This is a genomic window from Occultella kanbiaonis (assembly GCF_009708215.1).
GTDB lineage: Bacteria > Actinomycetota > Actinomycetes > Actinomycetales > Beutenbergiaceae > Occultella > Occultella kanbiaonis.
Window position 1 is genome coordinate 309,890 of the sequence record NZ_CP046175.1, and the last position, 22,043, is coordinate 331,932.

General features: G+C 71.2%; 17 protein-coding genes and 2 pseudogenes. 8 read left to right on the forward strand and 11 right to left on the reverse strand.

Annotated elements, in window-relative coordinates; translation table 11 throughout:
* Positions 1-27: 27 nt before the first annotated feature.
* From GKS42_RS01340 to ectA, 7 genes and pseudogenes are all read right to left on the reverse strand, one after another.
* The gene (locus tag GKS42_RS01340; protein WP_154792210.1) at positions 28-1,569 is read right to left on the reverse strand and encodes an N-acyl-D-amino-acid deacylase family protein; all 1,542 of its coding nucleotides are present in this window, start codon (positions 1,567-1,569) and stop codon (positions 28-30) included.
* The gene (locus GKS42_RS01345; protein ID WP_154792211.1) at positions 1,566-2,321 is read right to left on the reverse strand and encodes an IclR family transcriptional regulator; all 756 of its coding nucleotides are present in this window, start codon (positions 2,319-2,321) and stop codon (positions 1,566-1,568) included. The genes GKS42_RS01340 and GKS42_RS01345 overlap by 4 nt, the downstream gene beginning before the upstream one ends.
* Positions 2,322-2,419: 98 nt before the next feature.
* Positions 2,420-6,370, reverse strand: a complete 3,951-nt coding sequence (locus GKS42_RS01350) for a TM0106 family RecB-like putative nuclease (protein WP_154792212.1) — start codon at positions 6,368-6,370, stop codon at positions 2,420-2,422.
* Between the two features lie 281 nt (positions 6,371-6,651).
* Positions 6,652-7,293: pseudogene (locus tag GKS42_RS01355) on the reverse strand (HNH endonuclease family protein); the annotation flags it as partial.
* A 410-nt stretch (positions 7,294-7,703) separates the two neighbouring features.
* Positions 7,704-8,102 (reverse strand): ectoine synthase, encoded by a 399-nt coding sequence (locus tag GKS42_RS01360; RefSeq protein WP_154792213.1) that lies wholly within the window; start codon positions 8,100-8,102, stop codon positions 7,704-7,706.
* Positions 8,103-8,147: 45 nt separating this feature from the next.
* Positions 8,148-9,416: a diaminobutyrate--2-oxoglutarate transaminase gene (gene ectB, locus GKS42_RS01365; protein WP_154792214.1), complete on the reverse strand. Its 1,269-nt coding sequence runs from the start codon at positions 9,414-9,416 to the stop codon at positions 8,148-8,150.
* A gap of 93 nt (positions 9,417-9,509) precedes the next feature.
* The gene (gene ectA, locus GKS42_RS01370; protein ID WP_232847871.1) at positions 9,510-10,103 is read right to left on the reverse strand and encodes a diaminobutyrate acetyltransferase; all 594 of its coding nucleotides are present in this window, start codon (positions 10,101-10,103) and stop codon (positions 9,510-9,512) included.
* 396 nt (positions 10,104-10,499) lie between these two features.
* Here ectA and GKS42_RS01375 point away from each other — a divergent pair, with 396 nt between their 5' ends.
* Positions 10,500-11,591, forward strand: coding sequence for a VIT1/CCC1 transporter family protein (locus GKS42_RS01375; RefSeq protein WP_154792216.1), 1,092 nt, complete (start codon positions 10,500-10,502; stop codon positions 11,589-11,591).
* 1,206 nt (positions 11,592-12,797) lie between these two features.
* On the opposite strand, the pseudogene GKS42_RS26340 reads toward GKS42_RS01375, so the two are convergent.
* Positions 12,798-12,914: pseudogene (locus tag GKS42_RS26340) on the reverse strand (DivIVA domain-containing protein); the annotation flags it as partial.
* Between the two features lie 188 nt (positions 12,915-13,102).
* Between GKS42_RS26340 and GKS42_RS01385 the strand changes: the two are divergent.
* On the forward strand, positions 13,103-13,318 hold the full coding sequence (locus GKS42_RS01385) for a DUF1918 domain-containing protein (protein ID WP_154792218.1): 216 nt from the start codon (positions 13,103-13,105) through the stop codon (positions 13,316-13,318).
* Positions 13,319-13,627: 309 nt separating this feature from the next.
* Here the strand turns inward: GKS42_RS01385 and GKS42_RS01390 are convergent, their stop codons facing one another.
* Positions 13,628-14,680, reverse strand: coding sequence for an App1 family protein phosphatidate phosphatase (locus GKS42_RS01390; RefSeq protein WP_154792219.1), 1,053 nt, complete (start codon positions 14,678-14,680; stop codon positions 13,628-13,630).
* 297 nt (positions 14,681-14,977) lie between these two features.
* On the opposite strand from GKS42_RS01390, the gene GKS42_RS01395 reads away from it, so the two are divergent.
* A complete protein-coding gene (locus tag GKS42_RS01395) occupies positions 14,978-16,033 on the forward strand; it encodes a hypothetical protein (protein WP_154792220.1) in 1,056 nt (351 codons plus the stop codon).
* Positions 16,030-16,425: a GntR family transcriptional regulator gene (locus tag GKS42_RS01400; protein ID WP_154792221.1), complete on the forward strand. Its 396-nt coding sequence runs from the start codon at positions 16,030-16,032 to the stop codon at positions 16,423-16,425. Before GKS42_RS01395 ends, GKS42_RS01400 begins: the two co-directional genes overlap by 4 nt.
* A 118-nt stretch (positions 16,426-16,543) precedes the next feature.
* Here the strand turns inward: GKS42_RS01400 and GKS42_RS01405 are convergent, their stop codons facing one another.
* Complete coding sequence (locus GKS42_RS01405) at positions 16,544-18,079, reverse strand: HNH endonuclease (RefSeq protein WP_290368042.1); 1,536 nt, start codon at positions 18,077-18,079, stop codon at positions 16,544-16,546.
* Between the two features lie 104 nt (positions 18,080-18,183).
* On the opposite strand from GKS42_RS01405, the gene GKS42_RS25925 reads away from it, so the two are divergent.
* Positions 18,184-18,495, forward strand: a complete 312-nt coding sequence (locus GKS42_RS25925) for a hypothetical protein (protein ID WP_168217672.1) — start codon at positions 18,184-18,186, stop codon at positions 18,493-18,495.
* A 633-nt stretch (positions 18,496-19,128) separates the two neighbouring features.
* On the opposite strand, the gene GKS42_RS01415 is transcribed toward GKS42_RS25925, so the two are convergent.
* The gene (locus GKS42_RS01415; RefSeq protein WP_168217699.1) at positions 19,129-19,728 is read right to left on the reverse strand and encodes a class I SAM-dependent methyltransferase; all 600 of its coding nucleotides are present in this window, start codon (positions 19,726-19,728) and stop codon (positions 19,129-19,131) included.
* Between the two features lie 300 nt (positions 19,729-20,028).
* On the opposite strand from GKS42_RS01415, the gene GKS42_RS01420 reads away from it, so the two are divergent.
* From GKS42_RS01420 to GKS42_RS26860, 3 genes are all read left to right on the forward strand, one after another.
* Positions 20,029-21,066, forward strand: a complete 1,038-nt coding sequence (locus GKS42_RS01420; RefSeq protein WP_168217700.1) for a ketopantoate reductase family protein — start codon at positions 20,029-20,031, stop codon at positions 21,064-21,066.
* Positions 21,067-21,132: 66 nt separating this feature from the next.
* Positions 21,133-21,630 (forward strand): dihydrodipicolinate synthase family protein, encoded by a 498-nt coding sequence (locus GKS42_RS26855; RefSeq protein ID WP_354002693.1) that lies wholly within the window; start codon positions 21,133-21,135, stop codon positions 21,628-21,630.
* A complete protein-coding gene (locus GKS42_RS26860; RefSeq protein WP_354002694.1) occupies positions 21,512-22,030 on the forward strand; it encodes a dihydrodipicolinate synthase family protein in 519 nt (172 codons plus the stop codon). The genes GKS42_RS26855 and GKS42_RS26860 overlap by 119 nt, the downstream gene beginning before the upstream one ends.
* Positions 22,031-22,043: the final 13 nt, after the last annotated feature.

The following is a 22,043-nucleotide window of genomic DNA, read 5'->3' on the forward strand; positions in this document are numbered from 1 at the left end:
CCTTCGGGGTGGGAGGTGGGAATCGGGTCAGTCTTGCCAGGTCAGGGCGGAGCCGGGACGGGACTCGGTGAGCTCGCCGTCGCGGAGCACGCGCACCCCGCCGACCCAGACGTCGCCGATGCCGGTGGCGAGGCGTTGCGGCTCGGCGTAGGTCGCCGTGTCCGTGACCGTGCGTGGGTCGAGCAGCACGAGGTCGGCGGGTGCGCCGGGCCGGATGCGGCCACGACCGCCGAGCCCGAACCTGGCCCCGGGTGCGGCGGCCAGGTGCACGGCGGCCTCCGCCCAGGTCCAGTCGCCGAGATCGCGGACGTGCCGGGCCAGGTATCGGGCGAACGTTCCCCAGGCCCGTGGGTGCGGATGGCCGCCGACGAAGATGCCGTCCGACCCACCCATGTGGCCCCGATGGCGCAGCAGTGCCCGGACGTCGTCCTCGGTGCTCGTGGCGGGTTGCTGGAACACCGCGGTCACCGCGCCGGCCGTGTCGGCGATCAGGTCCAGGACCATCGCCGGGGCGTCCAGGCCGAGCGACTCGGCGGCCGCGCGGAGCGTGAGCCCTTCCAGGGCTGGCCTCCCTGGGACGCCGGCGAGAGTGATCCGGTCCAGTTCCTGCCCGACGGCGTCGCGCCAGCCGGGTGGCATGCACGCGAGCGCTCCGGGTCGGGACAGGCGGTCCACCAGGTCCTCCGGGGCCAGCCTGAGCAGGTCCCAGGGCAGCAGCGGCACGCTCAGCAGGCTGAACCCGGACAGGTACGGGTAGGAGTCGAAGGTCAGGTCCAGCCCGTCCCCGGCGGCGCGTTCGATCGTGGCCAGGATCTCCTGCGCCGGTCCGTGCAGGTGGGAGATGTGGGCGCCGACGCCGCTGCGCCGGGCGATCGCCAGCACCTCGTCGAGGCCGACCGCGGACTCGGCCTCGTAGCCGCGCATGTGGGTCACGTAGGGCCGGCCGGCCGCGGCGAGCGGGCCGGCGAGCACGACGAACTCGTCGACGTCGGCGTGCACACCCGGGAGGTAGTGCAGCCCGGCCGAGAGCCCGACGGCGCCGTCGGCGAGCCCGGCCTCGACGTCGTCCCGCAGCGTGGCGACCTCGCTGGCGTCGAGGCGCTCGCGCAGTCCGGCCCGCTGGTACCGCATCGACCCGTGCGGGAGCAGATGGGCAGTGTTGACGCGCAGCGCGCCCGCGAGTGTGGCGCGATACTCGGCCAGCGTCCCGGCCGGCTCGGCCGTGCCGTTGATGCCGGCGAAGTACCGCGAGCCCCAGGCCCCGCCGTCGGCGCCCGCGCCCGCGTGCGAGACGCCGTCCTGGCCGGTGATGGCGGTCGTCACACCCTGGCGCAGCAACGCGTGCTGCACGTGCTCCTGCCCGATGACGGCATCGGTGTGGGAGTGCGTGTCGATGAAGCCGGGCAGGAGCAACGACCCGGGCGCCGACACGACCTCGGCGGCCGTGGCGCCGGCGAGGTGCCCCACCGCCGCGATCACACCGTCGACGACCGCCACATCGGCGCGCACCGGCGCGCCGCCCGAGCCATCGACGACGCTCGCGCCGCGCACCAGCAGGTCCGCGATCATGGCGCACCGTCGATGATCGCGCGGATCTCGGGGAGCCGGTCGAGCAGGGCGGCCAACGGCGTGCGGTAGCGGACGGCGCTGATGCTGATGGCCCCGGTCGGCTCGGTGCCCGGCCCCCACCAGACCGGCACGGCGAGGCATGCGATGCCCAGCTCGTTCTCCTCGTCCTCGACGGCGTAGCCCTGCTCGCTGACGCGAGCGAGCTCGGTGGCGAAGGCAGCCGGCGCCACGATCGTCGAGTCGGTGCGGGCATCGAGGTCGCCGTCGGCCAGCCAGGCCCGGACCTGCGCCTCACCGGTCAGGCGATGGGCGAGCAGCGCCTTCCCGACGGCGGTGCAGTGGGCGGGGTTGCGGCCGCCGATCACCGAGGTGAGCCGGACCGCACGATCGGGCGGGTCGACCTTGCCGCGGTAGACCACGTCGCGGCCGTCGAGCACCGCGTAGTGCGCGGTCTCGCCGAACCGCTGCGCCAGAGCCGTCAGGATCGGCTGCGCCCGCAGGTGGTCGGTCTGCTGCTCGTGGTAGGTGAAGGCGAGTCGCAGGAACTGGTCGCCGAGACTGTAGCGGCCTCGTTCGTCGCGGCGCGCGAAGCCGATCCGGCACAGCAGGGCGAGCCCGCGGTGGATGGTGGGCTTTGAGCCGTCGACGACGGCCGCGAGCTCGTCCAGCGTCGCCCCCTGGCCGTGCTCGGCGAGGGCGCGGAGCAGGACGAGGACGCGTTCCGCGCCGACGACCTGCGCCTTCTCACCCATGCCCGACAGGATAGGGGTATTCAGGTTGTTGGCGCACTCTTCAGATAGTTGAGACAAGTGGGTCGAGGTGAGGAGCTCGGTCGACGGTCGAACCACCGTCAGTGACGGCGGCTTCGGCGCTCGCGGGCGTCGCTGCAGAGCGTGATGAACGCGCCGAGCGCGCTCAGCTCGTTCGGGTCCCACGGCAGGTGCCGGGTCAGGCCGGGCGAGCGGATCACGATCGCCGCCCACTTGCCCCGGGAGATCGCCACGTTCAGCCGGTTGCGGGAGAGCACGAAGCCGAGCCCGCGCGGGGCGTCGTCCGCGCTGGACGCGGCCAGACTGAGCAGCACGACGGCGGCCTCCTGGCCCTGGAACTTGTCCACGGTGCCGACCCGGACCGCCTCAAGGCCCGCCTCGGCGAGGTCGTGCCGGATGCGCTGCACCTGGGCGTTGTAGGCGGCGACCACGAGCACGTCCGCCGGTGCCAAGGGGCGTGACTCGGCACCACCAGCACTGTCGGCACCGGCACCACCGGCACCACCGGCACCACCGGCACCACCAGCACTGTCGGTACCACCGGCGCTGCCTGCACCACCGGTACCACCGGCACCACCCGCGCTGTCCATCCAGGGCTTGCCGAGTAGCGCCTGGATCTGCGCGACGACCTCCGCGGACTCCTCCGGGGAGTCCACGACGTTGCCGCGGTGCGGCACCCGCACCACGTGCACACCGGGGTCGAGGCCCTCGAGGTGCCGCTGCGCGGTCCGCGGATGACTGTGCAGCTGGTGGTCATAGGCGAGCGTCGAGACCGCCTCGCACAGTTCCGGGTGCAGGCGCCACGTCCGGTCCAGGAAGTAGCCGCGGCTCGGCGGCAGGGTGGCGTGACCTTCCGTGAGCCAGCCGAGAGCCGAGATGTCGACGGGGGCGTCATGGGTGCCCAGGCTGACCTGCGGCAGCTGCTGCGGATCGCCGAGCAGCAGCAGCCGGCGGGCCGCCGTGGCGACGGCGATCGTGTTCGCGAGCGAGAACTGGCCCGCCTCGTCGATCACGAGCACGTCGAGGTCGCCGAGGGCGAACCGGCGCCGATTCGTGAAGTCCCAGGCGGTACCGCCGATCACGGCGCCGGCGCTGCCGTGGCGTTCGAGGAACTCCTGGTGCTGGTAGGTGTCCAGGCGTACCCACGGCGGCGCGCTCCGGTCATGCTCGACGGCCGGACGGAAGTCGGTCGGGATGCTCGCGTCGATGCTGCCGCCGCGCTTGCCGACCTGTGTGCCCGGGACACCGGCCTCGATCACGCCGCGCAGGAAGTGTTCGACGACCGCGTGCGACTGCGCGACCACGCCGACCCGCCACCCGAACCGCCGCACGAGTGCGGCGATCACCCGGGTGCCCAGGTAGGTCTTGCCGGTGCCGGGAGGGCCCTGGACCGCGACGTAGGAGGCGTCGGCACCGAGCACGGCGTCCGTGACGGCGCTGATGTGGTCCGCGCCGATGTGGTCCGCGCCGCAGTGGCCGCCGGCCACCTGGTCGACGCCGGCGCCCAGCTCGGGCACGCTGACCGCGGCGTGGGGGAGTGGGCCGCCGTGACGCTGCCGAGGCGGCACCCGACGCAGCACGTCGAGTGCCGCCTGAGCCGGCAACGGCCGCGTATCAGGACCGGCCGGGAGTCCGGGTGGGCCCAGTGGAACATCCATCGCGCGATCCGAGCGGGCACCGATGGCGGGCCCGTCGTCGGCCACGGCCTGAGCGACCAGCTCGATGGCGGACCGGAGCGAGGCGGCGGACGGCGGTGCGCCCGGGGTGATCAGGACCGGCAGGGCGTCGTGCTCGGCGAGGTCCCGGGCGAGCACCTCCGCGATGACGAGGACGTCCTCGCCGTCGGCGTTCTCGCCGCGACTGATCACGCGGGCGCCCGAGGTGGCGCGCTCGTGCCCCTCGGGCACCCGCATCCCGTCGGGCACCGGCGGGGGGTAGACGCAGTACACCTCGGAGCCGGCGCCGACGATGCTGCCGGTGCCGAGTGAGCCGGTGAGCTCGAGGACCCGCGTGGGTCGTCGACCCTCCGGTCCGGCCCAGTCCTCGACCACCCTGGCCCCGTGCACGTCGAGCACGTCCCGAGCGTCCACCCAGTCCCTGCGTGGCGCGTCGAGCCGCTCGAAGTGAGCCCGCCAGAACGGCTCGTCCTCGCGACGGTGGTACTCCAGCGCGGCAGCGAGGAGCGGCGCGGCCGGGTCCGACGTCCGGGCCAGCATCGCGCGGGCGAGACTCTGTGCGGTCGTCTCCTCGGCCTCCTCAGTCTCGTCCTCGACGGCTGCGGCAGGCTCGGGCGCGATCCCGGCGGTACCCGGCTCCGGGGGCTCAGCCGGGCCGGCACCAGCACCGACGGCGCCGACGGCCAGCGCGGCCTCACGCAGCACGGCGTGCGTTCGGTCCCGCTGCTCGAGCAGCCAGTCCCGCAGCCGGAGCGTGGAGACGCAGTCGTACCGGTTGTAGTCGGCGAGCTCGGCGAGGCGCGCGGAATAGCCGGTGTCGTCCCCGGCGGCGCGCATCGCCATGGCCTCCTCATACGCGACCACCGAGTCCCCACCACTGGTGACGCCTGACGCGTCCCGCAGTTCGGCGCCCATGTACAAGGGCTCGAGCTTCTTCAGGGAGTACGAGCGCTGGGAGATCCGGACACCGTCCTTGACGGTCTTGTACAGGTCGACGAGGACCCCGTCGGTGATGAGGCCCTCGACCTCGTCCGCGCCGAACCCGTGGCGTTGCGCGAGGTTGCGCAGCGCGGACTGCTCGTAGGCCGCGTAGTGGTAGATGTGCAGCCCCGGATGCGCGGCGCGGCGCTGCGCCACGTACGCCAGAAAGTCTCGGAGCGCACCCGCCTCCTCGGCACGGTCGTGCGCCCAGAACGTCACATAGCGCTCCTCTGGGCCGGCCTCGACGAGACCGAAGAGGTACTCCAGACCCCACTGCGTCCGGTCGGAGTCGACCCACATCGGATCGCCCTCGAAGTCGAAGAAGATGTCGCCGGCATCGGGTGCGGGCAGGGCCTCGAGGGCCGTCACCGTGTGCACCTCGCTGAAGACCGTGGGCGTGGCTGCCGGGGTGGAGCCGCCGGCGCGCGAGTGCCCGGTCCCGGCGTGGGCAGCCTGTGTGACGGCCGCGGCGCCTTGGGACGCCCGGGCCTCCGCCTCCTCCTGCCGCCGTTGCAGCCGTGCCTGTCCGCGCAGCCGGTCGAGGATGGCCGGCCGGATCTTCGGTATCGGGCCGGTGCTGGCTGCGAGGTCGTCGATCGTGGTGATGCCCGCCGCCCGAAGGGCGTTCCGGTTCCCGCTACGCACGCCCCAGACGAGTTTGACGTCGCGGGCCGGCTCGAGCTCGGCCGCACAGTAGTCACACCACAGGCAGGCCCGGTACCGCTCATCGCCCCAGACGACCGGCCCGTCGTCGAGGCGATGTTCGTCGAGGAGGCGCTGGACCTGCTCGCGCTGCTCGCGCAGGACGGCGACGCCGTCGGCCATCGGGTGCGACGTGACGACGTCGTCGCCGAGGTGCAGGTGGGTGTACTCGGCCACGTCGATCCCGGCCCGGAGCAACTGGTCCGCGTACGCGGCGACCTGCATCACGGCCGGTGACTTCGCCGATCGGGTCAGCTTCGCGTCGACGACGGCGTACCTCGGCCGCCCGTCGACGTCGCCCTCGCGCACCAGGAAGTCCGCTCGCCCGTGGAACCGCCCGTCGAAGAAGCCGGCCTGGGCCACCACGTCCGCGCCCGCGTGGAGTGCCGCGATGGTGCGTGCATGCTGCTCCTCGAGCGCCGCCCGGGTGTATTCGGTGGGCGGGCCGATCTCCACGACGCCGGCGCCGAACCGCTGCCGGTACTGCTCGAGCACCCGCTCCTCGTGCTCGTTGCCCAACCGGGCGGCCCGGTCCAGGAACGCGTTCGCCACCTCGAGCTTCGGCACCCGGCCGAGGCGTTCGTCGAGCTTGCGCAGCGCAGCGAACTCGCAGCCGACGGCGGTCGACAGGTCACTGGCGGAGTAGACGAGCACGTCATCGAGCAGGAACACGCCCGCCTCCCTCCACTTGTTCGACCGAGGTCGCTCTGACGAAGCCTGGTACGACCCAGCCCTGTTCGACCGTGCGCGGCCGCTCGATGTGAGCGGCGGGGCTCGTCCGACCCAGGTCCCGTGAGGCTATCGCGGCCCGCCGACATCCCAGCCCTGGCCGTCGTCCCGGCGATGCCCGGCACCCGCACTCCGGCTGACATCCCGGACGTCGGCGCCCCCGGACACTCCTGCGCCAGCACCTGAGCCAGAGCACCGAACTCCGCGCCACTGACGCCCAGCCCGTACGTAGCCTTCACCCGGATCTGCTGAACGGCGTAGGCGCAGTGGAACCCGGCGTTCGGCGGGAGCCAGTCCGCGGCGTCGTCGGCGCCCTTGTCCTGATTGGCTGGGCCGTCCACGGCGATCAGATTGCCGGGGTCGTTCGCGAACGCGAGGGCGCGCTCCGGTGGCCACCGGGATGCGCCCTTACGCCAGGCGTCGGCGAGGGCGACCACGTGGTCGATCTGCACCTCGGCGCTGGTGCTCGGTCCCCGCACGAAGGGCACGAGGTGACCGGTGTAGGGGTCGGCCAGGGTCCCCGAGACCACCAGGCACGGCTTCAACGGGTCGAGCACGACGTCGTCGAGCCAGACCGCGAGGACGTCGTTGCGGGTGTCGCACCCGTTCCGGTCCACGTCGGCCCAGGCCTCCCCGAAGAACTCGCGCTCGTAGTCGGCCAGGCCGAGCGGCTCCACGACCGCCAGCCCCGCCAGGTCCGCCCGGGCGGCAGCCACCAGGTCGGCCGGCACCGGATACGGCGGCGGCGCCCGAACCTGCGCCCACCACTGCGGCACCACCAGCGCAAGGGCGAGTGCGAGCAGCCCCAGCACGGCGACGGTCGCAAGCGGTCGCGCCCGCGACGTCTCCTCGGGTTCGGGCAGCATGGGCCGAGCGTGTCTCAAGGAGGCGACCCTGCGCCGTCGGGCATGGTGCGTCTGTGGACGCGAGGACGTGACAGAACGCGCTGTGGACGGCGGCGCGTTCGTGGGTGCTGGACCGGCCCCTGGCGGACACCGGGCGGGTTCATCCCCCCGGAGTTACCCAGGCCCGGCGTCCGCGGCGCCTCGATGGGGCGCGAGGGTCGAGGGGAGTGGAGGCCACGCCCTCTCGACGATCACCACATTCACCGGTGAGTCTGAACCGATGGGGCGCGGCGGGTGAACGTGGGGTGAACCACTGATGAAGGCTGGTGGCGAATCCGTGCGGAGCTCTCGCGCCGCTGCGCTCAACCGTGGTGGACTGGCAGGTCCCACGCCCGTACGACGTGCCGGTGCCCCGTCGGCGAGGCGTCGGATCAGGCCGGCGCAGGCTCCGTGACCAGCGGGTAGACGCCGTTCTCGTCGTGAACCTCGCGCCCGGTCACCGGCGGGTTGAAAACGCACACGGTGCGCATCTGGGTCCGGGGCCGGACCTGGTGCTTGTCGTGGTCGTTCAGCAGGTACAGCGAGCCCGGGCCGAGCTGGTGGGTCGCGCCGGTGGCCAGGTCCGTGATCTCGCCCTCGCCCTCGACGATGAACACGGCCTCGATGTGGTTGGCGTACCAGAAGTCGTTCACGGTGCCGGCGTAGAGGGTGGTCTCGTGGACCGAGAAGCCGACACCCTCCTTGGCCAGGATGATGCGCTTGCTGCGCCAGTTCTCGGTCTTGATATCGGCGTCGGTGTCGGTGATCTCGGCGATGGTGCGGACTAGCATGTGGGCAACTCCTATGGGTCTGGGAAGCGGGAGATGGGGGCGTGCTCAGGAACGTCCGAGCACCGCGTCGACGGACTCGTCGATGATCCGCAGACCGCGGTTCAGCTCGTCGTCGGTGAGGGTCAGCGGCGGGAGGATCTTCATGACCTCGTCCTCGGGTCCGGAGGTCTCCATGAGCAGGCCACGCTCGTACGCCGCAGCGCAGACCCGGCCGGCGAGCTCTGCGGTGCCGAACTGCAGGCCGCGAGCGAGCCCGCGCCCCTTGCTGATCAGCTCGTGCTCGGGGTACTTGGCGACGAGCTGGTTGAAGCGGCTCTCCACGTGGGCACCCTTGGTCTGGGTGGACCGCTCGAGGGCGTCGTCCGCCCAGAACGTGCGGATCGCCTCGGCCGCCGTCGCGAATGCTGGGCTGAAGCCCCGGAACGTGCCGTTGTGCTCGCCCGGCTCCCAGATGTCGAGTTCCGGACGGACCAGCGTGAGCGCCATCGGCATCCCGTAGCCGCTGATGGACTTGGACAGGCAGATGATGTCCGGGACGATCCCGGCCTCCTCGAAGCTGAAGAAGCCCCCGGTTCGGCCGCAACCCATCTGGATGTCGTCGAGGATCAGCAGGATGTCGTACTTCTTGCAGAGGTCGGCGAGAGCACGCAGCCACTCGGCGCGGGCGGCATTGATCCCGCCCTCGCCCTGGACGGACTCCACGATCACTGCGGCCGGGTGGTTCAGGCCGCTGCCGGAGTCCCCGAGCATGCGCTCGAAGTACATGAAGTCCGGAACGTCGCCGTCGAAGTAGTCGTCGTACGGCATCGGGGTCGCGTGCACCAGGGGGATCCCGGCGCCGCCCCGCTTCAGGGAGTTCCCGGTCACGGAGAGAGCGCCGAGCGTCATCCCGTGGAAGGCGTTCGTGAAGTTCACGATCGACTCCCGGCCGGTGACCTTCCGCGCCAGCTTGAGGGCTGCCTCGACCGCGTTCGCACCGCCGGGCCCGGGGAAGGCCACGCGGTGGTCGAGGCCGCGGGGCTTGAGGATCATCTCGGAGAATGTCTGCAGGAAATCACCGCGGGCGGTCGTGAACATGTCCAGGGAATGCACCAGCTGGTCACTCCGGAAATAGTCCAGGACCACTTCCTTCAGGCGCGGGTGATTATGCCCGTAGTTCAGCGCGCCGGCGCCGGCGAAGAAGTCCAGATATGGCGTGCCGTCCTCGTCCCAGACCGTGCTGCCGACGGCTCGTGAGAACACCGCCGGCCAGTTCCGGGAATAGCTCCGGACCCCGGATTCCAGGGCGACGGTGTCGATCGTGGGCGCAGTCATATGAATTCCTTCATCGATTGGTTCGAATGGGGACGTGCTGGGCCGGAAGCCGATCGACGATGCCGAACGGCGCCGAGCCCGACGGGCCTTGCGTCAGCGAGCCAGTCCGCTGATCGTGAGCAACGGTTCGGCCTCGTGTGCGTCGGGGAAGTCCCCGGCCGCGAAGAGCGGCGACTCGCAGATCCGGGCGTCATGGCGGTCCGCGAACTTCCCGAAGAGCCGGCGCGAGGAGTCGTTGGTCTGCGTCACGGTGGTCTCCACGGCGACGACGTCGACCAGATCTCGGACCAGAGCATCCAACAGGAGACCGCCGATGTTGCGGCCCCTGAAGGCCGGATCCACGGCGATCTGCCACACGAACAGCGTGGTCGGCGCGTCGGGTCGGCGGTAGCCGGTGACGAAACCAACTGCTTGTTCCGCGACCGTCGCGACGCGACAGGTGTCGCGGAAGTCTCGCGCGAGGAGGGCGTAGGCGTACGCGGTGTTCACGTCGAGCTCGCCACTGTCGGAGGCGATCCGCCACATGTGCGCGCCGTCCGCGATGGTCGGGCGGCGGACGGTCGGGGCCGGGTCGACGGCGGTTCGGGCGGGCGTCGGCGTGACGCCGGCGGTCCCGGCGGATTCGTCGTCGTCGGGATTGCCGGACTCGTCGGGACGGGGCCCCGGTTCGGCATTCTGAGCGAGCACGCTCGGTGGATTGTGCGACGCTGGGGCGGACGCGTCAGAATGGTGGTGGCGGGCGTTGGATAACTCTGTGGACGTCGGCATACCGGTATCCACCGTAGGGTGTCCGGAGCGGTGCGTTGAAGGCTTGCGGACGCGAATCGGGGCGATTCCGACCTGGGCCGATCTGCTCTCAGGCCTCAGACCATGCGGCAAACTCCCGATCGCGGACGTCCGCAAAACTGGTGCCACATCGAGTCCATATGGCGAGACGGTACTGAGGAACCCTCAGCGGTTCCCGACGGCGTTCGGGTCGCCGGGTGGCCGACCTCACCTCGTGTGGTGGCGGCATGGGTCGCACCCACTGCCCGAGCAGCGCAAGCCGGGCGACCGCGAGCGGCAACTGGAAGACTCTCGCTCATGCCGACCGCACAATCGGGGACCGGAGCACCTCCGCCGTCGCCCGCGGACGTGCGCCGCTGGCGCCGTTACCTTGCCGAGGAGCGCGCCGAGGCGGCGCTCTACACGCGGCTCGCGGCGAAGCGGCAGGGCGAGGAACGCGAGATCCTGCTCGCGCTGGCCGAGGCGGAGGGACGGCACGCCGCGCACTGGGTCGGCCTCCTCGGCGACGACGTCGGCCGGCCGCTGCGACCGTCCGCGCGATCGAGCCTGCTGATCCGGCTCGCCGGGCGGTTCGGTTCCGTGTTCGTGCTCGCTCTGGCCCAACGTGCGGAAGCGCGGTCGGCGTATGCGGACGACGAGCACGCGACGGCGGCGATGGCGGCGGACGAGCGGATCCACGAGGAGGTGGTGCGGTCGCTTGCGGAGCGCGGCCGGGCACGGATGTCCGGGACGTTCCGGGCCGCGGTGTTCGGGATGAACGACGGCCTCGTGTCGAACCTCGCGCTGGTGCTCGGCATCGGCGCCTCCGGCGTCGACAATGCGACGATCCTGCTCACCGGCATTGCGGGTCTGCTCGCCGGGGCACTCTCGATGGGTGCCGGCGAGTTCGTGTCGGTGCGGTCCCAGCGGGAGCTGCTGGAGGCCTCCAATCCGAGCCCGACGGCGCACACGGCGCTCCCGGACCTGGACGTGAACGCGAACGAGCTGGCTCTCGTCTACCGAGCGCGTGGAATGCCGGAGGACGAGGCGCGGGCGAAGGCCGAGGAGCGGATCGCCACCTACTCCGGTGACCGGTCCTCGGACCGGGCGGACGTGCGCGACCACGAGGAGATCGGCTCGGCCTGGGGCGCGGCACTGTCGAGCTTCTGCTTCTTCGCCTCCGGTGCCATCATCCCGGTGCTGCCGTACCTGCTCGGACTCACCGGGCTGGCGGCCGTGGTGGTAGCGGCGGCTCTCGTCGGGATCGCGCTCATGCTGACGGGGGCCACGGTGGGGATCCTGTCCGGGGCTGCGCCGCTGAGCCGGGCGCTGCGGCAGTTGGCGATCGGTTGGGGCGCCGCCGCGGCGACCTACGTCCTCGGTCTGCTGTTCGGGACGACGGTGGGCTGAGCGGCGGGCGAGTAGATTCCCGCCATGGGGATCAGGGGGAGACTGGGCATTCTCGGCCTGGCGGGGTTGCTGCTGGCCGGGTGCACGGACGCGGGTGGCGATCCGGGCCAGAGCGCGTCTGTCACCGAGGACCATGGCGACGGCACCACCGGCCCCGCGGTCGAGACGACCCCGCCCGGCGAGACGACCCCGCCCGGCGAGACGACCGAGCCGGTCACCGCAGACCCCGGCACCGGTCGATGCAGCGATCCGATCGCGTCCGTACCGAACCGGGCCGTGGGCGAGGCGCCGCTCCTGCTCCAGTTCACGGGGCTGGTCGCGGTCGGGGGTCAGGGCGCGAGTCGGTGGGTGGACGTGGTCGTCTATGCCGATGGGACCGCCGCCCGCTACAACGGCGGGTTCGCCGATCCGTGGAAGTACGCGTCGCAGCGCCAGTTGGCCACCGAGCTGTCCGAGCACGAGGATCTCGGGGCCGAGGTTGCCTTCGGTGGCTACCTGGACTGCGACCTGGACGGGCTGCTGGCCGCGCTCGCAGGCTTCGAGCGCGACAACGCTGTGTTCGGTGCGCCACTGGTGCCCGATGCGGCCAACACCGAGATGGTGCTGTTCGGTGACGACGGCGCCGAGGAGTTCGTCTGGGACGTCTACTCCCTCGGGCTCGAGCGCGACGCCGCCGGCGTGGTCGTGGACGGCCGCGATGCCGACCAGGTCGCGGCTCGGGATGCTCTGTCCGCGTTCGGGTCGATGCTGCTCAACTCCGTGGTGGACGCCGAGAACCTGACCGTCGATCGGATCGAGGTGCTCGCCCCGTACGCGATCACCGATGCCGAGGTGACCTGGCCGGGGCCGCCGATCACGGACGTCCTCCACGACGGCTGCGGCGTGCTCGAGGGCGCGGACGCCGAGCGGATCTGGGATCAGGTCCAGGCCGAGACCCCCATCGCCGACCCGAACGCCGGCGTGTTCCTGCGGGTCCTCACCCCCCGCAGGTCGAGCCCTGCGTGGTGCACCAGTGACGGCCGCGGATCCCGGGTCGCGTCAGAGCGCGCCGCGCCCCAGGTGGTGCGTGATCGTCGCGACGACCTCGTCCAGCAGCGCGTCCACCTGGGCCTGGTCGTAGCCCTCCCGCCACTTCGTGGTGGAGAACCGCACCGAGGTGACCTCGTCCGGCCGCAGCGGGTTGCCGGTCTGCTGACCAGTCTCGGCCTGCCGGAGTGTGGTGACGATCCGGTCGAGGAAGTCGTCCACCTCATCCTGGTCGTAGCCCTGGGAGAACCGCGTCGGCTTGAACCGGGAATTGAGGACCTGCTCCGCGCTGATCAATCCGACCTCCGATGGGTGGTTGCTCCTCGGGCCGTCGGCGACCGAGTCATCACCGTCCCGAGGGTACTGGTGCTACTGCCCTGTGCTTCCCGCAGGTTGCCGGCGTCGGACCCGTGCCTTTCCGGACAGGGTGAGGGAGACTGGGAGTGGTGGTGAGAGCCGCCACCGCAGTGGCGTGGGAGGTCGTCATGAAGGCGGCAGTGGGTGACAGGGTGGTCGTCGCGTCGTCACACACCGACGTGGCCGCGCGCGAGGGCGAGGTGATCGAGGTCGCCGCAACGGACGGTAGCCCGCCGTGGCGCGTTCGTTGGGTCGACGACGAGCACGAGTCGTTGTTCTGCCCCGGGCCGGATGTGTACGTCGAACGGCGCGTGGAGCGATTCCAGGTACTGCTCGGCGAGTAGTGGTCCAGTCGGGCAATGCCCGACGGCGGCGCTCGGCTCGGTCCGAGCGTGCCGAGTTCGGTCGACGGGTGGGTTGGCCCCGCCGTGCTCGCCGGGCAGGGGTGGACCGGCACTGACGGCGCCGGTGGGCCGAGTCGAACGCGGCTGTGGCCGGTCGCACCGGTCCCAAGACGGGTCGCCGACACAAGGTCGTGGGGCCTACTCCGGTCACGTTGGTGACGGGGACCACCTCCGGTCACGTTGGTGACGGGCCCTACCTCCGGTCACCTTGGTGACGGGCCCTACCTCCGGTCACCCTGGTGACGGGCCCTACCTCCGGTCACCTTGGTGCAGGGCCGCCCTGAGCTTGGGCGCGAGCGACGCGCCGTCCCCACCGGCGACCTCGGCCGCGGCGCCGGCCCGACGCGCGGTACCGACCTCCTGGACCGCGACCGGTGAACCGTGCGCGAGGACCTGCTCGCCCGGCGTCAGCTCCCGGATCGCGATCACCGCGACCCGCGACGGGAACTCCTGCGCGAACTCACGGTAGAGGTACGGGTCGTGCTGGCCGTCGTCGCCCACCAGGACCCAGCGGATGTGCGGGAACTCGGCGGTGAGGCGCCGGAGCGCGTGGCGCTTGTGCTCCTGGCCGGAGCGGAACCAGCCGGAGTTGGTCGGGCCCCAGTCCGTCATCAGCATCGTCCCGGCCGGGAATCGGTGCCCGCGCAGGAACTGCACGAGCGTCGGCATGATGTTCCAGGCGCCGGTCGAGAGGTAGAAGATCGGGGCGCCAGGATGCTCGGCGAGGAGGTCGCGGTACATCTGCGCCATCCCCGGCACCACCTTGCGGGCACTGCCGTGGCGGATGAACGTGTTCCAGACGGCGATGAACGGTCGCGGAACGAGGGTCACCAACGCGGTGTCGTCGATGTCGCTGATGATGCCGAAGCGGGCGCCGGCATCGATGATCTGGACCCGCTCGGTCACCGGCGCCGTCGCCTTGGCGGTGATCGTCACGTCATGCCAGCCCGGCGCGAGCCCATGATCGGAGACGACCAGATCGAGATAGCCGCCACGATCGGCGGTGCCCGGAAAGTCACGGTCGCCGACCCGGACAGTGACCGGCATGTAGCCGACGGAAGCTGTCACGAACGAGCGCCAGCCGCGGCGTGAGATCAGATCCTCCTCGACCGGCTGATCGGCGGCGGTCAGGGGCTCGTGCCCGCGGGTCAGGATCACTCGGCCAAGAACTCGGACGAAGTCCTGGTTGCCGTAGCCGATGTAGGGAAGTGTCCGCGGGTGCCATCCCCGAGCCCGCAGAATCGGCACCAGTCTGCGGTTGATGCCGTTCTCGATCGCCGCGGCGAGGTGTGTTTCGGGCATAGAGACAGGCTAGGGGAAAGGATCGAAGTCGGCGGCCTGACGCCGCCGACCTCGACCTGCTGCGCCCCATTGCGCAGGCTCCGACTTGTGGGTCCGAGTGGTCCCTATCGTGGCCCACGTCACATGCTCCCGGGGACCTTGAACCCATTCAGATTGACAACGATTCGGTCACGATGCCACCTGCGGACGGTTATGGATCCCTCTCCCGGATGGTGGGCCCACCGGTGCTTGACGACGAGATGAGAAGGTGTCAATGTATCGACTCATTGATACATAATCTGGTGAGGGTGGTGCGGCATGTCTGGTCTCGTGACGATCTCGGTCCTGGTGGTCTTCTCGCTGCTCGTGGTCGGCCTCACGGTCGTGATCGGCGGGGCGCTGCTCGGCGCAATCGGACGCTCCGCCCGACCCGAAGACACCCCCGTCGCGACCCTGGTTGCGGCGCGGCGCCACGCACTGTGGACGGCGACGATGGCGATCACGCTCGCCGTGGTCGCGCTCGTCGGTACCCTCGCCGTGGATGCGGCGGGTGTTGCCCTGCTCGAGATCCCGGCGGCGCCGCCGGGCCTCGCGTTCGGTCTCACGTTCCTGGTCGCCGGCCTCGCCTATGTCCTGACCCTCTGGGTGGGCGAGGTCACCTGGCCACGGCCCGAGGGCTCCGTGCGCACCGCCGCCCTGGTTCGACGAACGACGGTCGACGTCTCGCCGCGACTGCCCTGGGTGATGTTGTTGGTGTGGTGTGGGCTGCTGGCAGGGAGCGTCGTGGTGCTCGGCCTCATCGCGGATGGCACCAGTTTCACCGTGGTGTACGACCCGCCCCGCGCCGACGGCCTCGTCAGCTCCTCTGCGGGTCCGTTCCCCGGGTGGCCCTACGGCGTGCCGATCCTCGCGGTCGCGCTGCTCCTTGCGGGGGTGACGCAGCTCGTGCTCCGCCAGGTTGCGAGGCGTCCAGCGGTGGCGGGGGTGGCTCCTGCCGCCGACCTCGCGCTTCGACGCACCAGTGCTGCCCGGCTCCTGCGCGGCGCACAGCTGGCCGTCGGAGCGACCCTGGCCGGGGTATTGGTGGTCGCGGGTCCGCCGATCGGAATCGTGACCGAGTCTGCCCTGGGGGTTCCGGTCATGATCGCGGGAGGCCTCGTCTTCCTCGGGGCGATTGTCGCCGCCGCCTTGCCGACTCCGGCCCGGCGCGCCCGTCTGGACGGGGCGGCACGGGAGCCCAGGCCGGGACCGGGGGCATCAGGGACGAATGCGGGTCCGTGGTCCGGTGACTGGGCGGGACCTGGCGGTGGGTCCGGTGACGGCGCGAACCCTGGCACCACGGCGGCCGTGCGGGCGCGGGACGTTCGACCATGACCCTGCAGGTGCGTGTGGATCTCGCTCTCGGGGTGCCGCCGTACGAGCAGATCCGCAGCCAGATCGCCGGCCACGTGGGAGCCGGCAACCTGCACCCAGGCGACCGGCTGCCGACGGTGCGTGACCTCGCAGCCGACCTCGGCGTGGCCGTGGGCACGGTGGCGCGCGCCTATCGCGAGCTCGAGCAGTCCGGGCTGGTCCAGACCCGCCGACGGCTGGGTACCGTGGTCGCCGTCGGAGCTGGTCGAGAGGCCGCCGGTGAGAGCCTGCAACGCTCCGCTGCCGCGCTGGTCCGCGCCGCGCGCGCCGAAGGACTCAGCGATGACGCCGTGCTGGATCTCGTCCGTGGCACCCTGATGGCGCCCGGATCCGCCAGTCACCCGAGTCCGTGAGCGCACGGAAGGTGGTTCGTCATCCTGTCGGGACCATCCCTCCATGACTGGCCCGACGCTCGCCGAGCCACACGCGATCGGATGACGCTTTCACCAGCACGGCCTCGCTTGAACCGCGTCAGTTCCAGGGCGGGTTGGTGGGGTGGATTTCGGTGCCGTCTGGTCGGTAGAAGTGCCATTTTCCGTTGTGTCGGGTCATGGTGATGTTGTGGGTGTGGATCCAGTGGTGGTGGTGGTAGCAGGCGAGGCCGGCGTCGTGGAGGTCGGTGTTGCCGCCGTCGGCCCAGTGTTTGGTGCCGTGGTGGGTTTCGCAGCGTTCGGGTGGGGCGGTGCAGTTGTGGTAGACGCAGTGGCGGTCGCGGGCGATGATGGCGCGGCGTTGGGCGGCGGTGTAGAGGCGGTGGGCTCGGCCGTGGTTGAGGATTTCGTTGTCGGGTCCGAAGATGATGCGGTAGGTCTCGCCGGAGCAGCCGATGATGCGGTCGAGCAGGTCGCGGGGGACGGGTCCGGTGTTGTCGGTGAAGGTGGCAGGTCCCGCGGCGAGTAACGCGGCCCAGTCCCGCCCGCCACCGGGTACGGCGATGCTGGGCACGGCGATGCTGGGCAGGGCCGTGCTGTTGGTGCCGGGCAGGGCAGTGCTGTTGGTGTCGGGCGTAGCGGTGCCGTTGGGGTCGGTGGTGGGTTGGCCGAGTGCTCCGACGACCCGCGATTGGCAGTCGGGCAGACCGGTGGCCTCCGACGTGGGCGAGGGGGCGGGTGCTTGCGCGGAAGCGCCGGGCTCGCCTACCGGGGTGGCCGGGTCCGCCGGGGTGGGTGCTTGCGCGGAAGCGCCGGGCTCGCCTGCCGGGGTGGCCGGGTTCGCCGGGGTGGGCAGTTCCTCGGAAGCACCGGGCTCGCGCGCTGAGTCGCACGGGGTGGTCGTGCTCGCCGGGGTGGGTGCTTCCGCGGGCGTGCCGGCCTCGTTCGCCGGACGGGCTGCCGTGTCCGTTGCGGTCGGGCCGGTCGGGTTGGCGTTGCTGCGCGGGCTGTGGTCGGCCGGGTCATCGGTCGGGTCGGTGGTGGTGTCCAGGCCGGGTAGGGGTTCGGTGATCGGTCGCGGGGGCGGCGTCGGGCTGGCTGCCTCGGCTGCGTCGGGCGCCTCGCCGGTCGCCGAGTCTTCGGCTCCGGCTGCTTCCTCGGTCCCGGGGGCTTCCTCGGTTCCGGATCCACTGGTGGTCTGGGTGGTTTCGGTGGTGGTGATGATGTCGAGGAATTCGGGGTAGTTGATGAGGACGCCGAGGTGGGGGCGGACGGATCCGGAGGTGCCGACTTTGCCGTGGTCCAGGGCGGTGTGGGCGAGGTCGCTGAGGGCTTGGGCGCGGCGTTGGGAGGAGGTGCGGGTCTCTCCGGCGGCGGGCTTGCCCATGATCGCTTCGAGTGCGGTGCGTACGTATTGGCCGTGTTCGAGGGTGAGGAATCCGGCGAGGTGGTAGCCGTCCATGGTGCGGTCGATGTTGAGGTATTCGCGGTCGGAGGCGGCGTGGTGGGCCTTGTCGGTGGCGTCGGGGTCGGCGATCGCGACGAAGTGATCGACCAAACCTGCGCAGGTCCTCCGGCGAGCGGGTGGCGGCGTTGGCGAGGAGGAACTCCTCGACCGTCTGCACCCGACCAGCACCAGCAGCGGCGCCTGCGGCGTCGGGGGCCGCTGTGGCGTCAGCGTCGGGGGTCGCGGTGGGGTCGGCCTCGTCGCTGGCGTCGGCGCTGCCTGTCGTGGCGTCGGTGGCCTCGACGGACTCGGTGGCGTCGGCGCCCTCGGTGGGGTCGCTGGCCGCGGTCACGTCCGTGCCATCGCTGCCGTCGGTGCTGGTGCTGCCGTCGGTGCTCGCCTCGGCTGTGTTGGGGTTGGTGGGGGTGGCGGGGTATTGCAGGCCGTCGACGGCGGCTTGGGTGGTGGTGGCCTTGAGCAGGATCTGGGCCTGGTCGATGCCGATCTTCCCGGTCCGCAACCAGGTCCGGGTCGCGGGCAGACTGTTGCGTAGCCCGGTGGCCAGGGTCGACATCCGGCGGGCGCTGGCACCGCTGATGCCGTAGGTCTTGGCCACATAATGGGGGTAGGTGCGGAACCCCTTGCTGGTGTCCCAGGTCCCGGCCTCGGACTCCAGGCCCATCCAGTCCAGCTGGGCACCGGTCAACGCCTGCGTGATCAGGTGCGTCCGCAACGCCGCGTGGCCCAGGAACCGGGACCCGTACCGGTCGGACTCGGTGACCGGATCCGCGGTCGCGATGCCCTGGGTGAGGGCCTCGATCGCGATCAACTGATCATCCAACGACCCCGCCATCAAGTCCGCCAGAGACAGGTGCATCCGGGACGCGAGCGCCACACCCGGCCCCGACACGCCAGCACCGGAAGTGGTGGTGGTGTCGTCCATGTGTGCTCACCTCCCCGTCGACGTCGAGTGGTCCGAAACGCCTGCTGGTTTCGTACGTCTGTTTGACTGCTTGGGCTCCACTCTAGGACGTCTTACCGACAGTGCAAGGACCCCGATTTCCGTTGTGGATACAGGGACATCAGCCGATCCAACCGACCCACAACCAGCCGCCGAGACACCCCGATGACCCCCCATCCACAGGGCACACGGACGGCTTGCCGAATTGACAGTGGGAGGGCTTACAGCAGAGCGGCCGAGAGCTCGAAGTGGCCCAGCTGATGTTGAACGCGGTGGATCAGAGGGTACGGACGCGCGCCCACTGATAGCGGTGACCGTGCCAGTGGTCCCAGGTGTCGAACGCCTCGACCTCGCCGAGCGGGCTGAGGGCCGCGCGAAGCCCTCCGTCGCTACGACGGTTGAAGTAGCGGCCGTGCTCGTCGAAGGACGCGAGCGGCGGCTCGTGCCCCCAGACGGCCACCTCGACCATGCCGCCGGAGCGGACCACGCGTCCGATCTCGGTGAGGGCACCCGAGAACTGGTCGTCGGTGAGGTGCATCAGGGTGCTCATCGACCAGGCGGCATCGATGCTGTCGTCCTCGAAGGGCAGGTCGGTGACGTTCGCAACCCGGGCGTCGAGGCCGAGTTCCCGGCAGATCCGGACGCCTTCGGGGGAGAGGTCGACGCCGATGTACGTGGCGCCGGTGGCAGCGAGGATCACGCCGTCACGGCCCGCGCCACAGCCGATCTCGAGGACCGTGTCTGTGGGCGTGAGGTCGTCCGCGAACGCCTCCACGTGCGCGGTGCGCTCCTGGCCGAGTGGCCGGTCGGCGCGCTGCGCCATCTCGTCTGCGTAGTACTGGAGGAGGCGTGCGGCGATCTCTTCGGGGGTGCTCATCGGCCCGGGCTTGCCCGAATCGCGTCGGCTATCTCTCGATCCATGGGATGCCACAGTATTCAAGGATGGCGGCGTCTCACCAGGGGGTCGGCAGATCGGGTGCCGACGTCCACTCGTTGGGGCGCAGGCATCGGTCGCCGACGTCCGCTCTGGTGGCCGACCATCAGCCGCCGACATCCACTCGTTGGCGCTGGCATCGGGTGCCAACCACTCGCGGAGGGCGCGTGCGCGGAGCAGCGGCAGTCTCAAAGACGCAGTCGACAACTGCGGTGCGGGCCATTGATCGGGCAGGGTAGGCACATGAGATACGTGGTGATCGGAGCGGGCGCAATCGGGGCGGGCGTCGGTGGGCTGCTGGATGATTCGGGATCCGAGGTGCTGCTGGTGGCACGCGGTGAGCACCTGGCGGCGATGCGCGAGCACGGCCTGACCGTGCGCATGCCCGACGGCGTCATCACCCGCCGACCCGACGTCGCGGCCTCGCCCGAGGAGGTCGAGCTCCGAACCGACGATGTGCTGGTGCTCGCCACGAAGACCCACCAGGCGGCCGCCGCGCTCGCCACCTGGGTGGACGCGCCGGTGCACGACGGCGGCCAGGTGGTCGGCACGGCGGGCGAACGGCTGCCTCTGCTGACAGCCCTCAACGGCGTCGCGAGCGAGGAGATCGCGCTGCGGTGGTTCGCACGTGTCTACGGGGTCTGCGTATGGATGCCCGCCGTGCTCGCCCGGCCAGGCGAGATCATCGTGCGCTGCGCCCCGGTCCGGGCCATCCTCCACGCCGCCCGCTACCCGGCCGTCCTCGCGGACGACGGCGACGCCGCCTTCCTGAGGCAGCTCGCCGAGGACTGGGGCCGAGCGGGCATCCAGGTTCCGACGCCCGACGACGTCATGCCCTGGAAGTACCGCAAGCTGCTCGGCAATCTCGGCAACGCCGTGCAGGCGCTCCTCGGCGACGGCGGCCTGGGCCAGGACATCACAGAGGCCGCCCGCACCGAGGCCGCGGCGATCTACGAGGCCGCGGGCATCACCATGAACTCGGACGAGTCCGAGCGGCACTCGCGCGACCAGCTCACGGCGGCCCCGGTGGCCGGTGCGCCCGAACGCATGGGTGGCTCGACCTGGCAGTCGCTGCACCGCGGCAGCGGATCCGCCGAGACCGACTACCTCAACGGCGAGATCGTGGCGATCGCCCACCGCCTCGGCCGGACCGCGCCGGTGAACGCTGCCCTTGCGGAGCTGGTGCGTCATGCCGCTGCCCAGCGCACGAAACCGGGCGTCATGACGCCCGACGAGCTCGGGCAGCGGGTGCTGGGCCAGCGCCCGGAGTCGATTGGCTGACGCACAAGGCGGCCGCACGGGCATGAGCGCGCATCGTCACAGCGGCGATGCGGGAGAGTGTTCCGCGTGAACCTCTTCGGTGGACTCGGCGCATTTCCGCTCACGCCGGTCGGGCCGGCCGGGATCGACGAGGACGCGTTCGTGGGGTTGGTGCGCCGGCTCGTGGCGGGAGGCGTCGACATGGTCTGCCCGCTCGGTTCGACGGGTGGGTACCCGTACCTGACGCGCGCCGAGCGGGCCCGGGTCGCGCGGCTGGCCGTCGATGCCGCGGGCGGGATCCCGGTGGTCATCGGGATCGGTGCCCTGGCCACCCGGGAGGTGCTCGAGCTGAGCGCCGACGCGCAGGCGGCCGGGGCATCCGCGGTACTGCTGGCGCCGGTGTCCTACCAGCCGCTGACCGAGGACGAGGTGTTCGGTCTACGAGGACGTCACCGCCGAACTCTCGGTGCCGCTCTGTGTCTACGACAACCCGAGGACCACCCAGTTCACGTTCGCCGACGAGCTCTACGGGCGCGTGTCCCGGTTGCCACAGGTCGGCTCGATCAAGATCCCCGGGGTGCCTGACGGGACCGACGCGGCCGCCGCGCACGTGCAGCGGCTGCGTGCGGCGGTGCCCGAGCACGTGACCATCGGCATCAGCGGCGACCCGATGGCCGCCACCGGTCTGCTGGCCGGCTGCGACGCGTGGTACTCGGTGGTCGGCGGGGTCCTTCCGGAACGGGCCCTGGCGATCACCAGAGCTGCGCGGGCCGGGGACCGCAACGGCGCGCTGGCGTTGTCGGGGGCGCTGGAGACGGTGTGGGAGCTGATGCGTCGGCACGGCAGCATGCGGGTGGCGTCAGCGCTCGCCGAGGAGCTCGGGCTGGTCGGTACGCCGAACCTGCCGAAGCCGCTGCGAGCGCTCGACGCGGACGTTCGCGTCGGGCTCCGCGACTGGGTGAGGTCGGCCGGGCTCGTCGGCTGAGCGCGCCGTGATC